The sequence below is a fragment of the Bacillus tequilensis genome (assembly GCF_012225885.1).
Lineage (GTDB): Bacteria > Bacillota > Bacilli > Bacillales > Bacillaceae > Bacillus > Bacillus tequilensis.
On record NZ_CP048852.1, the window covers coordinates 2,475,441 to 2,488,754 of the forward strand.

Annotated in this window: 14 protein-coding genes and 1 other annotated feature; all 14 genes read right to left on the bottom strand. The window is 42.6% G+C overall.

Annotated elements, in window-relative coordinates:
• Positions 1-32: 32 nt before the first annotated feature.
• The 14 genes from G4P54_RS13235 to yqfD all read right to left on the bottom strand — a co-directional run bounded on the left by G4P54_RS13235 (position 33) and on the right by yqfD (position 13,306).
• A complete protein-coding gene (locus tag G4P54_RS13235) occupies positions 33-527 on the bottom strand; it encodes a YaiI/YqxD family protein (RefSeq protein WP_167872896.1) in 495 nt (164 codons plus the stop codon).
• Between the two features lie 253 nt (positions 528-780).
• Positions 781-1,593: a pyruvate, water dikinase regulatory protein gene (locus G4P54_RS13240; protein WP_003226219.1), complete on the bottom strand. Its 813-nt coding sequence runs from the start codon at positions 1,591-1,593 to the stop codon at positions 781-783.
• Between the two features lie 25 nt (positions 1,594-1,618).
• Complete coding sequence (gene ccpN / locus G4P54_RS13245; RefSeq protein ID WP_003237058.1) at positions 1,619-2,257, bottom strand: transcriptional regulator CcpN; 639 nt, start codon at positions 2,255-2,257, stop codon at positions 1,619-1,621.
• A 133-nt stretch (positions 2,258-2,390) separates the two neighbouring features.
• A complete protein-coding gene (gene glyS, locus G4P54_RS13250; protein WP_167872897.1) occupies positions 2,391-4,430 on the bottom strand; it encodes a glycine--tRNA ligase subunit beta in 2,040 nt (679 codons plus the stop codon).
• Positions 4,423-5,310: a glycine--tRNA ligase subunit alpha gene (glyQ, locus tag G4P54_RS13255; RefSeq protein WP_024715017.1), complete on the bottom strand. Its 888-nt coding sequence runs from the start codon at positions 5,308-5,310 to the stop codon at positions 4,423-4,425. The genes glyS and glyQ overlap by 8 nt, the downstream gene beginning before the upstream one ends.
• An 82-nt stretch (positions 5,311-5,392) precedes the next feature.
• Positions 5,393-5,568 (bottom strand) — a binding site (T-box leader).
• A 39-nt stretch (positions 5,569-5,607) separates the two neighbouring features.
• Positions 5,608-6,375, bottom strand: coding sequence for a DNA repair protein RecO (gene recO, locus G4P54_RS13260; protein WP_024715016.1), 768 nt, complete (start codon positions 6,373-6,375; stop codon positions 5,608-5,610).
• 36 nt (positions 6,376-6,411) lie between these two features.
• Positions 6,412-6,555, bottom strand: a complete 144-nt coding sequence (locus G4P54_RS13265; protein WP_003230053.1) for a YqzL family protein — start codon at positions 6,553-6,555, stop codon at positions 6,412-6,414.
• 143 nt (positions 6,556-6,698) lie between these two features.
• Positions 6,699-7,604, bottom strand: coding sequence for a GTPase Era (era, locus tag G4P54_RS13270; protein ID WP_024715015.1), 906 nt, complete (start codon positions 7,602-7,604; stop codon positions 6,699-6,701).
• Complete coding sequence (locus tag G4P54_RS13275) at positions 7,585-7,995, bottom strand: cytidine deaminase (RefSeq protein WP_167872898.1); 411 nt, start codon at positions 7,993-7,995, stop codon at positions 7,585-7,587. Before G4P54_RS13275 ends, era begins: the two co-directional genes overlap by 20 nt.
• Positions 7,996-8,113: 118 nt before the next feature.
• Positions 8,114-8,485 (bottom strand): diacylglycerol kinase family protein, encoded by a 372-nt coding sequence (locus G4P54_RS13280; RefSeq protein WP_024715013.1) that lies wholly within the window; start codon positions 8,483-8,485, stop codon positions 8,114-8,116.
• Entirely contained in the window at positions 8,466-8,939 is a 474-nt protein-coding gene (ybeY, locus tag G4P54_RS13285; protein WP_024715012.1) for an rRNA maturation RNase YbeY, read from the bottom strand. Before ybeY ends, G4P54_RS13280 begins: the two co-directional genes overlap by 20 nt.
• Positions 8,940-11,075, bottom strand: coding sequence for a cyclic-di-AMP phosphodiesterase PgpH (gene pgpH, locus G4P54_RS13290; RefSeq protein ID WP_167872899.1), 2,136 nt, complete (start codon positions 11,073-11,075; stop codon positions 8,940-8,942). It lies immediately after the preceding gene.
• A 78-nt stretch (positions 11,076-11,153) separates the two neighbouring features.
• Complete coding sequence (locus G4P54_RS13295) at positions 11,154-12,113, bottom strand: PhoH family protein (RefSeq protein ID WP_167872900.1); 960 nt, start codon at positions 12,111-12,113, stop codon at positions 11,154-11,156.
• On the bottom strand, positions 12,110-13,306 hold the full coding sequence (gene yqfD / locus G4P54_RS13300) for a sporulation protein YqfD (protein ID WP_167872901.1): 1,197 nt from the start codon (positions 13,304-13,306) through the stop codon (positions 12,110-12,112). Before yqfD ends, G4P54_RS13295 begins: the two co-directional genes overlap by 4 nt.
• Positions 13,307-13,314 lie beyond the last annotated feature (8 nt).

Here is a 13,314-nt window from a genome sequence, read left to right on the forward strand (position 1 = left end):
TTATAACACTCCGTCGTACATTATTCGATGTATTAGTGCAAAATCCCTTCATCGTTCGACAGGATTTTTTGCAGCAGTGTAATAAATCGTTCTCGATCTTCTTTATTTAATTTTTTAGGCCCTTTGGCGTATATGCCTTTTCTCCTTTGTTTGCCGGAAAAATGACGGCTCTCAAGCGCAAAATCAATAGTGTCTTCTTTGTAAAGACGCCCTCTTTCCGACATGACGGAGATATTTCTGTTCAACAGCAGGGATGCTAATCCGATGTCCTGCGTCACAACAATATCTCCCGTTTTCACATGATTTGCGATATATAAATCAGCAGCTTCTTTATGAGGATCAACATACTTCCATTTTTCTTCCTTACTTCTGGAAAGCTGAAAATGTTCAAATGAAGCGACAAAAAGAACTTGAACTTCATATTCGGATGCCGTTTGTAAAATTTCATCTTTTACCGGACAAGCATCAGCATCGACAAAAATCGTCTTTTTTTGTTCGTTAAGAAGAGTAATTCTCCATCCCTCCATTAAACTCCTGCATAAAAGCAAGCAAAATCGCACATCCATTATCATTACGGGTCTATATGGATTTGTCGAAAAATTTCCGGGAGAAATTCTTGACATCTTACCCATAATAGTTTATTCGTATCACACGAACCTTAAACCTAAAATTAATCATTTTATCACAATTTTTTATTATAATACAAACTTCATAAAGATGCTATTGTTTTTCATTATTCCCTTTTGGCATAGCCAAAAACCCAGGATAGAGCGTCCTGAGTTACATGTTCTTTGTTTTAAGATGATGGATAATATTCGCTGTTTCTTCAACCGCTTTATTTGAAACATCAACAACCTGGCACCCGATCCGATCCACAATTTTTTCGAAATATTCCAGTTCCTCTTTAATTCTGTTGATATTTGCATAGATCGCTTTGTCATTAAGCCCAAGTGACTTTAACCGTTCTTTTCTGATATGATTCAGTTTATCGGGACTGATCTTCAAGCCTATGCATTTTTTCGGGTCAACGTTGAAGAGTTCTTCCGGCGGGTCAACCTCAGGTACAATCGGAACATTGGCAACCTTTAGGCGCTTGTGGGCGAGATATTGAGACAGCGGTGTTTTAGACGTTCTCGATACGCCGATCAAAACGATATCTGCTTTTAAAATTCCTCTCGGGTCACGTCCATCATCGTATTTTACCGCAAACTCGATGGCCTCCACTTTTTTGAAATAGTCTTCATCAAGCTGGCGCACCCGCCCCGGTTCGTATTTCGCTGTTAAGCCGTAGGCTGTTTCCATTTTGTCAATTAACGGGCCGATAATATCATAATATAAAACATTCGCTTTATCCGCTTCGGCAATCAAATATTCCCTGATTTCCGGCACCACGAGTGTAAAACAAATAATGCCGCCGTCTGCCTTCGCAAGTGAAATCACTTCATTGATCGTGCCTATGTCTTCAACATAAGGTATTCTTCTTACATGCGTATCGTCCGCTGATCCGTTAAATTGGCTGAGCGCTGCTTTTACGACCAATTCAGCCGTTTCCCCGACGGAATCCGATACAACATAGATGATGCGGTTATTCATATTATCCCCCCGTTAGTTTGCGATCTTATAGGATTTCATTTTCAGATAAACTGACAAGTATTTTTGTCATATTTGTTTTTGTCACTCTGCCGATTACTTCAAAGCCTTTATCGGTATCTTTGATGACAGGCAGTGCATCAATTTGTTTTTCTATCAAGTGCTTTGCAATGTCCATCACATAATCCTCGCGTCTGCACACCGTAATGTTCGGCATCCTTGTCATGATGATATGAACAGGGACTGATGTAAGCTCCTGCTGGCCAATGCTCGCTCTGAGCAAGTCTTTTCGTGAAAGCACCCCGACCAAAACTGCATCGCGGTCCACCACAAACAGAGTACCCACATCTTCTAAAAACATGGTGCAAATCGCATCATACACAGAAACGTTTTCGTGAATGACTACGGGGATAGATTGAAAGTCTTTCACCTGAAGCTTTTTAAGTTTATCTGCTAAAAGCTGGGTTCCGGTTTTCCCGGTGTAGAAATAACCGACTCTCGGGCGCGCCTCCAGGAATCCAGACATGGTGAGTATGGCTAAATCCGGACGCAACGTTGCTCTGGTTAGGTTCAGCTTTTCTGCAATATGCTCCCCTGTAATCGGCCCGTTTTCTTTTACAATCTGCAAAATATGTTCTTGCCGTTTATTTAGTTCGATCGTACTCACCACCTTTTCACTTCATATCTATGTAAAGAAATAATAATCCATATTATATCGTAAATATCTTGTCATCAAACAAAAAAACTTATAAATAGGGAAAAGACGATTACCGATCACACAGCAACCGCCTTTTCTCTCTTTATTTTACAATAAGGGCATTCATATTCGCAAAGGACTTGATCTCATCCGCCAAGCTTACCATTTGCGCCAAACGGTTTGCCTTTAATGTCTCATTATCTGCTATAACCATTGTATGATCGAAGTAAGCATCAATTGGTTCTTTCAAGGCTGCAAGTGAAGCAAGCGCCGCCTCGTAATCTTTTTTGCTGAAGTTGTCCTGCAGATTTTGCTTCGCTGTTTTGTAGGCATCAAACAGTTTTGCTTCATATTCATTTTCAAACAAATCAGGCTGAATATCTCCGCGGACTCCCTTTTTGCTGATAGAGATCACTCGGCCCAAAGCCTCCGCTGTTTCCTTAAAGCCTGGCGCACCAAGCTTGTGTTCCAGCACTTGTGCTTTGTGCAGTGCTGAATATGGCTCAAGCTCAGAGCTTTCCAGCACGGCGTCAATGACATCATGTCTAAGCTGCTCAGCATTCAAGACATATTTCAGGCGCTGAGTGAAGAAATCAAGCAGTTCATTTTCTTTTTCTGTTTGTACAAAAGTAAGCAGCTCATCAAACGAAATTCCCCAGTTTCGGTCAAGAAGAATCGCAACAATACCGCTCGCTTGGCGGCGCAGCCCGTAAGGATCCTGAGAACCTGTCGGAATAACGCCGATAGAGAAGAATGACGCGATGGTGTCAAGCTTATCCGCCATTGCTACAACAGCTCCGGTGAAAGTAGAAGGTGTTTCTCCGCCCGCTGATCTAGGCATATAGTGTTCGTTGACTGCCGCAGCCACAGCTTCATCTTCGCCAAGCATTCTCGCATACTTTTCGCCCATAATTCCTTGAAGCTCAGGGAATTCGTATATCATATGCGTGACGAGGTCGAATTTAGAAATTTCAGCAGCCCGTTTCACATGTTTTATTGTATCTTCATCAGCCTGGAGACGGACGGCAAGCTTCTCTGCAATTGAAGTGACTCTTCTCACCTTATCAGCAAGAGAACCAAGCTCCTCATGGAAAACAATGTTTTCAAGCTTCTTCACGTTTGCATCAATGTTTAGTTTCTGATCTTCCTTGTAGAAGAATGATGCATCAGATAAACGCGCGCGCAGCACTTTTTCATTGCCTCGGGCCACATTTTCGATCGCGTGGCTGTTGCCGTTTCGGACTGTGATAAAGTGAGGCAGTAATTCACCGTTCTTGTCTTTGACAGGGAAGTAGCGCTGATGCTCTTTCATTGTCGTGACAAGCACTTCCTCAGGAATTGACAGAAACTCAGATTCAAATGAACCGTAAAGAGCTGTTGGGTATTCGACTAAATGATTTACTTCATCAAGAAGGTCTTTATCAACCGGAATGCTCCAATTGTTCTCTGCAGCCATCGCTTCCAGCTGAGATTGAATCATTTGTTTCCGGGCGTCTGGATCAGCAATAACACGCTGTTCCTTCAGCTGCTCTTCATAAGCTGAAGGTGATTCAATTGACACTTCATGTCCAAGGAAACGGTGTCCCTGTGTTGTCCGTCCAGACTCAACGTTTGTGATCGAAAATGGGATGACATCCTGTCCAAATAAAGCAACAATCCATTTGATCGGCCGGATATAACGCAAATCTTCATTTCCCCAGCGCATGTTTTTCGGGAAATGCAAGCTCGTAACTAAACTGCCCAGTTCCGGCAGAAGAGACTTTGTTTCTTGACCGGCTTGGAATTTTTGCACGAATACATACTCTATGCCTTTTACTTCTTTGATGTACAGGTCTTTTACGTCTGCGCCTTGGCCTTTTGAAAAGCCGATTGCCGCTTTTGTCCAGTTACCGTCTGCATCAAGGGCAATTTTTTTCGCTGGCCCTTTTGCTTCTTCTTTTATATCATCCTGCTTTTCTGCTACATCTTTCACGAAAACAGCAAGACGTCTAGGTGTATTGAAGAGCTTCACTTCACCGTGGGTGATATTTTTTTCTTTAAGCCAGCCTGTCAGCTTCTCGCCAAGCTGAATCATGCTTTCATTCAAAAAGCGCGCCGGCATTTCCTCTAATCCGATCTCTAAAAGTAAATCCTGTTTACTCATGAGAAGAACCCTCCCCTTTAAGCATTGGGAACCCTAGTTTTTCTCGTTCCTCGTAGTAGGTTTTTGCTACTTTTCTCGCTAAATTCCGCACTCTCGCAATATATCCTGTCCGCTCAGTAACAGAGATCGCACCTTTGGCATCAAGCAAGTTGAAGGTATGCGAGCATTTCAGCACATAATCATATGCTGGATGAACAAGTCCGTTGTCCATTTGATTGATCGCTTCTTTTTCATACGTGCTGAACAATTGGAACAGCATATCGACATTTGATGTTTCAAACGTATAAACGGAATGCTCATATTCCGCCATCATGAATAAATCTTTCACTGTAAATCCTGACGTCCATTCCAAATCAAAAACATTCTCTTTATCCTGGATATAAGACGCAAGACGTTCAATTCCGTACGTAATTTCTACTGAAACCGGTTTACACTCAAGTCCTCCGACCTGCTGAAAATACGTAAATTGTGTAATCTCCATTCCGTCAAGCCATACTTCCCAGCCGAGACCCGCACAGCCTAAAGACGGATTCTCCCAGTTGTCTTCAACAAAGCGGATATCATGCTCAAGCGGATCAATTCCCAGTGCGCGCAAGGAATCTAAATACAGCTCTTGAATGTTATCCGGAGACGGTTTGATAATCACCTGAAACTGATGATGCTGATACAGTCTGTTTGGATTCTCCCCGTATCGTCCGTCGGCAGGACGTCTGGAAGGCTCCACGTAAGCCACTTTCCACGGTTCAGGCCCAATACTGCGCAAAAATGTATACGGGCTCATCGTGCCGGCTCCTTTTTCTACATCGTAAGCCTGCATCAGCACACAGCCCTGACTGGACCAATGCTTTTGCAAGGTTAGAATCATGTCTTGAATATTCATTTCAAGCACCTCCACTTTTCTTTCATAAGATGACTGCGGCGGCAACCAAAAAACTCCCGTCTCTATGCTTGCCTGCCGCAAACATAGGGACGAGAGTTCTCCCGCGGTTCCACCCTAGTTGCTGAGAACAAAATCCCAGCCTCTTTTTTTAAAATTGCTCAAGAATGCCTTTCGTTGCGTGCTCATCCTTAGCTTACACCGCCCTAAGGTCGCTTTCATGAGGTAACCGCAAGTACTTCTTTCTCTCACTGCAACATATTTTATAATAAATGATCATATAAAAAGATGGACCAGATGTCAACTTTTGTTTTCACCTAAAAGATGCTTCATGCTTTCCATTTGATCTAAAAAGCGCTTTGATTTTAAATATAACCCTGAATATTCATCATAATATAAATCAATCACTTGCTTTAATTCAGCTTTTGTTTCCTGTTTTAAGGACACATTGCCCAGCCTCGAAAGATCGAAGTAATAAAACAGCCTCAACAGCCTTGCCGTTTGCGGCTTAATCGGGACCCTGTAAGGATCTTTTTCAAAACAGCGATGGCAAATAAAACCGTTATCGCGGACAGAGAAATGAAAGGTCCCGTCCTGGCTTTTACAATGCACGCAGTGATTCAGCTCAGGATACAGCCCCATGACACCCAGCATTTTCATTTGAGCAATGAATAAGATGACATCCGGATCTGTTCCTTCATTCAGCTGTTTAAACGACTCTAAAATAAATTCAAATAAAAAAGGGTTTGGCTTCTTTTCTTCTGTGCCTTTATCGACTAGCTCAGCAATATAGGCAGCATATGCTGTTAAAAACAAATCTTCCCTAATGCCTCTCATGCTGAGGATCATTTCACCCTGCTGAAGCGTTCCGAGACCCGTTGTTTTTTGCATTAAGAATGAACCATACAAAAAGGGCTGGCTGACTGCTGATAAACGGCTGTTCGGTTTTTTGGCGCCTCGTGCCATCACACCTATTTTTCCGTGTTCTCTTGTCAGTAAAGTAACGATTTTATTCGTCTCTCCGTAATCATTTGTGCGAAGAACGATTCCTTCACATTTTGTCAGCATTTCCGCACCTTCCTAAAGCAGGAGCGGCCAAGAGGTCTATAAAATTGGATAATCAAATCGGGCTAGCTCATCTTCTAGTTCTTCGGGTCTTTCCATGTTCTCTTTTTCCAGTTCTTTAAAAAGAAGATACGTATCAACATTTCCTGTTTGAGAAAATACGTTCCAGGTAAAATTCAACACAAGAAACCCACCTTTCTGTAGTTAAACTAGCTTACCTAAACTCCAAATTCTTACCTTTATCTTGACCAGATGTCCTCCATTTCATGTTAAACAAAATTTGCTAATGTATCCCGGTTCCTGTGAGATCATGACACAGCAAGAAATTAATATTCATCCTCTTTAAAGCCAAAATCGCGAAGCTGGGACATTTTATTACGCCAGTCTTTCTGCACTTTGACCCACAATTCAAGGTAGACACGGGAGCCTAACAGCGCTTCAATATCCGCTCTCGCCCTTTTTCCGACCTCTTTCAGCAGGCTTCCTTTTTTCCCGATCACAATGCCTTTCTGGGAATCCCGTTCGACCACAATCGTTGCCGCTACGTGCACGGAACCGTTGTCCTGCCCTTTGATGGACTCTATGGCCACCGCAATACTGTGCGGAATTTCTTCTCTCGTCAGATGCAGCACCTTTTCCCTGATTAGTTCAGAAATGATAAACCGTTCCGGGTGGTCTGTCACCTGGTCACTTGGATAGAATTGCGGTCCTTCAGGCAAATACGCTTCTATCTGCGTAAGCAATGTTTCGATATTATTTCCTTCTAGAGCAGAAATCGGAACAATTTCCTTAAAAGGATAACGTTTGCGATATTCGTCAATTAACAGAAGCAATTGATCAGGATGAATTTTGTCAATTTTGTTTACGATTAAAAATACAGGCGTAGACATGTTCTGCAATTTTTCAATGATGAATTCGTCGCCTTTCCCGTACCCTTCCTCGGCATTGATCATAAACAAAACCAAATCAACTTCTTTTAATGTATTTTGCGCCACTTTCATCATAAAGTCCCCAAGCTTATGCTTAGGTTTGTGAATCCCTGGTGTGTCAATAAAAATCGTTTGTGATGTGCCTGTCGTCAAAACTCCTTGCACCTTGTTTCTCGTCGTTTGGGGCTTATCGCTCATAATCGCGATTTTTTGTCCAACGACTCTGTTCAAAAATGTAGATTTTCCTACGTTTGGTCTTCCAATAATAGATACAAATCCCGATTTAAAACTTTCGTTCGTCATGTAAATCCTCCGATGAAAATGCGCCTGGCAATAATTCTTCCACAGTCATTTCTTTTATTTGTCCTTGTAAATTGGTCAGTATGACAATAACTTCCTTTGTGCAAAGTTCAGAAATCACCTGACGGCAGGCTCCGCATGGAGATACCGGTCCAGGGGTGTCAGCCGCAACGGCCAGCATCTGAAACTCTGTATCCCCCTCAGAAACAGCTTTAAATAAAGCGGTACGCTCAGCGCAATTGCACATGCTGTATGCCGCGTTCTCAATATTGCAGCCTCTGTACACTTTTCCATCCTTGGTAAGAAGAGCGGCTCCTACTTGGAACTTGGAATAGGGCGCATATGCCATATCTCGCGCTTTTAAAGCTTCTGTTATTAACTCTTGTCTGTTCATGTGTACATTCCTCTCTTACCTCTAATGGTACCGCTATCACTTTATATTTTACATAATCGCGCGCTTTTTTTCACGCCCATTTCTAAAAATGTAAAATAAATGTAAGAATTTTCAGCTATTACAGCTTTGGCAAAAAAATTAGTAAACCAATGATACACGAAATCACGGCAAAAACGCAAACAGCCCCGGCGGCAGCGTCCTTAGCCGCTTTAGCGAGAGGGTGATGTTTGTCTGTTATTAAATCAACCGTATGTTCCACGGCTGTATTTAAAAGCTCTAGCGAAAACATTCCTCCGATTAAAAGAAAAATAATCGCCCACTCAATCGGACTGAGCCCCACGAGGAAGCCGCAAATGAGAACTGCGCAGGCGGCAGCGGCATGAAATTGGAAATTCCGCTCCGTCCGCGCTGTTTCCCAGATGCCCCGGCCTGCATGGACGAAGCTTTTGAAGAATCGTCTCAGCTCATTTCTATGATCTCTTGAGTCCATAGGCGTCCAGCAAATCCTTTTGCTTAGTAAACATCTCCTCTTCTTCCTCTTTCGTCATATGGTCATATCCTAAAAGGTGCAGGAATCCGTGCACGGCAAGAAATCCGAGTTCTCTTTTAAAAGAATGATTATATTCCTCTGCCTGCTCTCTCGTGCGATCTGCACTGATGATAATATCACCTAAAACAGGCGGTATTTCAGCGCCCACGATCTCGACCTCGCCTTCTCCCTCTTCTTCAAGAGCAAATGAGATGACATCTGTCGGCGTATCCTTTCCGCGATATTCTTTATTAATCTGTTGTATATCTTCATTGGTAACGATCGTGACAGAAACTTCAGCCTGATCCTGAACGCCTTCACGCTCAGCGGCAAATTGAAGCAGATTTTCTACTTCTTTAAGCATCTCTTCTGAGACACTCCCCGTTTCATCAACGATATCAATCAGTAAACTCATCTATTTCACCTTCTTAGTAGCCTCCGGATATTCGATCCGGGAGTGGAAAATTCCTTTTAATGTGGCACAAAGCGTTTTTGCGATGGTATCCAACTCTTTAAATGTCAAATCGCATTCACTGAATTGTCCGTCCTGCAGCTTATCGGAAATAATCCCCCGGACAAGCTTTTCAATTCGTTCAGGGTTTGGATTGTGCATTGATCTGACAGCCGCTTCAACACTGTCTGCCACAGATATAATCGCTGCTTCCTTTGACTGCGGCTTCGGTCCCGGATAACGGAACTCTTCTTCTGTAATCTGGTCGCCTTTTTCCTTCGCTTTATAATAAAAGAACTTCAAAAGCGAGGTTCCGTGATGCTGCTCAGCAATGTCGATAAGCTCTTTCGGAAATTTATAGCTTCTCAGCATGTTCGCACCATCAGTCGTATGCGAGATAATAATATTTTTACTCAGCTGAGGAGACAGCTTGTCATGCGGATTGTCAATATTCATTTGGTTTTCAATAAAATATTGCGGACGCTTTGTTTTTCCAAGATCGTGATAATACGCGCCGACTCTCGCAAGCAAACCATTAGCCCCAACTGCCTCACAGGCTGCCTCTGACAAATTGGCGACCATTACACTGTGATGATATGTACCTGGTGTTTCTGTCAGTATTTTGCGCAGCAGCGGATGGTTAGGATTAGACAGCTCGATCAGCCTCATAGTGGATAAAATGCCAAAGCCAGTTTCAAAAAACGGCATCAAGCCGATGATCAGTACAGATGAAGCAAACCCTGACACTACGCCCATCAGCATTAGCGTTCCAATTTCAAGACCCGACAGCGCGGTGTTTTGGATCAATAATAAGGAAAGAACGACAACCATATTAATAAATGCCACGAAAAGCCCGGTCTGCAAAATCTTTGATCTGGCATTGTGTTTTCCTAAAAATAAAACACCCGAAATCCCGCTGATCAAATAATAAATCCCAATGACATAATTGAATGTACCTGTCACACCCTGATTAAACATCATACTTCCGCAAATCGCAAGAATGATACTTCCCAAAATGGCGATGCGTTCATTCATCAGCAGCTTGATTAAAATCGCACCGGCCGCAATAGGAACGAGATAACCAATATTATTATATTCCATCTTTTGAAATAAACTGACGACCTCCATGATCACAAGCAAAAGCGTTGTGATAATAGAGAACAGCAGGATGGATCGGTTTTTAAATTTCAGATTTTGTTTCTGTTTTTCAAAATAATACACAAGGGTTGCAATGAAAAGTCCGATCATGATCAAAAGGCCGCTGATCGGCTTAAAGAGATTAGAGTTATTTAATAACCCAGTCAGTTCAAGTTTTCTGTACACTTCCCGATCAATGAGGTCATTTTCTTCCACAAGCACCTGCCCCTGCTTGATCTGAACCTGCTGGACATTGTCTGACGCTTCCTGCCGCTTTGCCTCTGTCGCTTTTGGATCAAAAACGTAATTCGGAATAATAGCAAAACGCCCGATTTCTATTGCAGCTCCTAAGTATTTAGACGGGATAGAGTTGCTCTTTAGCTCTTTTTCTACTTTATCCTTCGCGTCCGATAGTTTATCCGACGGGATTTCACTGCTCATCACCGTATTCACTGCCGTTATGACTGTATCTCTGACGAAAGAAAAGTCTTCACGGTCCGCTTTCAGCAATGTCTTGATGGAATCCTCTGAAATCGAATCATTCACATCTGAAGTCAATTTGTCCTTTACAGACTTAACCATTGATTTTTCGGATGGTGATTTGCCGCCTTCTTCCGCTGATTTTTTCACTTCGCTGATACTGTCGAATATAGATGACACAAGGTCAATCCGATTGTCTGTATATTCTTTTTTCAATGTATATTGATCTTCAACCGCGTCCTCAGCGGCTTGCTTTTTTTCCTCTGTCGCTTTTTGGTCTTCCACGGTTGCCGGAGCATAAATGGTCTTGTCGCTGACTGAAAACAGGTCTAAATCAAGTGTTTCCGGCTTAACATGTACAAAGAGCAAAGCAAACATAATGGCAGCCAGCAGAAGATACAGCAGGACATTCATGGAGCGGGCGTTTTTAAAGCTGCTCCTTTTGTTTGGTCTGCTTTCGGTCTTCCCCTTTTTTTTCAACACAAGAACCTCCTCTTGAAACATCAAGCCCATAAGCAATCATAAAAATGACCCGATAACGCGCGATCGGGTCATTAAGCATTAATTTTGCTTATCGTATGCTTCAATAATTTTCGCAACAAGCGGATGTCTGACCACGTCTGTCTGGTCTAACTCAATCATAGAAATGCCGTCTATTCCTTTCAGCATCTCCTTCGCTACTGCAAGTCCCGATTTGACGCCTTTCGGCAGATCAATTTGGCTAACGTCACCTGTAATGATCATTTTAGAGCCAAAACCCAGTCTCGTCAAAAACATTTTCATTTGAGCCGGCGTGGTATTCTGTGCTTCATCCAGTATAACATAAGCATCATCAAGCGTCCGTCCCCTCATATACGCAAGGGGAGCAATTTCAATGATGCCTCTTTCCATCAGACGTTCTGTATGATCTGCTCCAAGCACATCATGAAGGGCGTCATACAGCGGGCGCAAATAAGGATCTACTTTTTCTTTGAGATCACCTGGCAGAAAACCAAGGCTTTCACCGGCTTCCACGGCAGGTCTTGTTAAAATGATTTTTTTGATATGTCCGTTTTTTAACGCATGGACTGCTTTTACGACAGCCAGGTACGTTTTCCCGGTTCCCGCCGGGCCGATTCCGAATACAAGGTCATTCCGCTTCATAGCGGCCACGTATTCTCGCTGTCCCATCGTTTTTACACGGATTGATTTGCCTTTTGCGTTCTTTGTGATTTCTTCTTCATACATGCTTTCAAAGTATTCAAGTTCATTCTTCTTTGCCATTTTGACGGCGTAAATCACATCACGTTCAGAGATCTCTATCCCCTTGCGAATTAAAGCGAGGAGCGATCCCAGCAGCTTGTCTGCCATCTGAAACGATTCTTCATCGCCTGAAACATAAATCGTTTCGCCGCGCGTAATGATATTTACATTCAGATCTTTCTCCATCAATTTCAAAAAAGAATCTTGGTTCCCGAACAATGAAAGCGCCTCGTCCGGACTTTTCAGTTTTTGATTCATCGCAAGTAAATGTTCTGTCATTCTTCAGTCTCCCTGACAATAGGTGTGGTTTGAACGATATCTTCTATAACTTGGTAGAGAATAATCAACTTTACTTTACCATTCCTAACAGTCTGGTGCAAAACTTTTTCACTTTTCACCTCGCCGTTTTCGCCTATTTTATCCTCTACATCCTGTTTACCCATTTTAATGCCTTCTTGAACGGCTTCTTCTTTCGTATATTTTCGCAAAGCCTCTTCACTTTCTCTCGTTTGCTCTTTGATATAGGATACAGGGAGCTTAAATCCGAGAAAATTCAGCGAATGCTTTTCTTGTTCTGTTTTTGGGTGCTTTAATTCCTCTTTTTTAAACGTCATCCCCCAGATCGGGATTGCCCAAGAGCCAAAAGAAAGCTTGTGCTTTGTCCTTACTTTGCCCGTATAAACGTTAAATAATGTTTCAAGCGGGACGGTCACTTCGGATCTGTACCAGGTTTCTCCGTAAATGTCTGCTTTTGAGGCGACTTCCTGCTGATGCTCTTCGCTGCCGATCAGCCCCGAAACAAGCAGCTGCCCCTTTTCCACATGATCGTGGATTTGTGCCATCGGCTGCCCTTTTTGGACAAACATTCTTGTAATGGTCGCTTTCTTTTTGGCGACAATATTGCGCGGACTGGCATACTTTTCTTTTTCGGGCTCATTTTTTTCCACGACTTTCATGTGAATGGTCGTCCCCTTCAGATCAACTCCGACCCAAGTGATATTGTCTATTCCATTGGTTAACGATTTTTGTATTTTTTCTGGTGACAGCATTAAAAACTGCAGACGCCCCTTTTTAACGCCGATTTCTTTAAGATGCTGCATCATTTGATGTTCCGTTTCAGGCTTAGCGCCTGTCACATCAATTTTCCACACCATATTGGAAAGCAAAAACAAAAGGATAAAAAACATCGCAAAACCGATCGAAAACCCTATATTCAGCTTTGATTTGAGCAATAGGAAAGGGAATCCCTTCCGGTTAATAAATCGGGCTTTACATTTAAATTTTCTTCTCACCCGCCGAAAGGCATGTACATCCTGAAGCTGTATATATAACAATACGGCTTCTTTCTTTTTTTCGACATGAAAGACCGGAATTCCCTGTCTGATGCATTCATTTAGAAGCCGTTCAATTCCTCTTCCCGTCAATTCAAGCTGGACCTTACCCGAAAAAAAAGACAGCCATTTATTTTTCACAACATTTC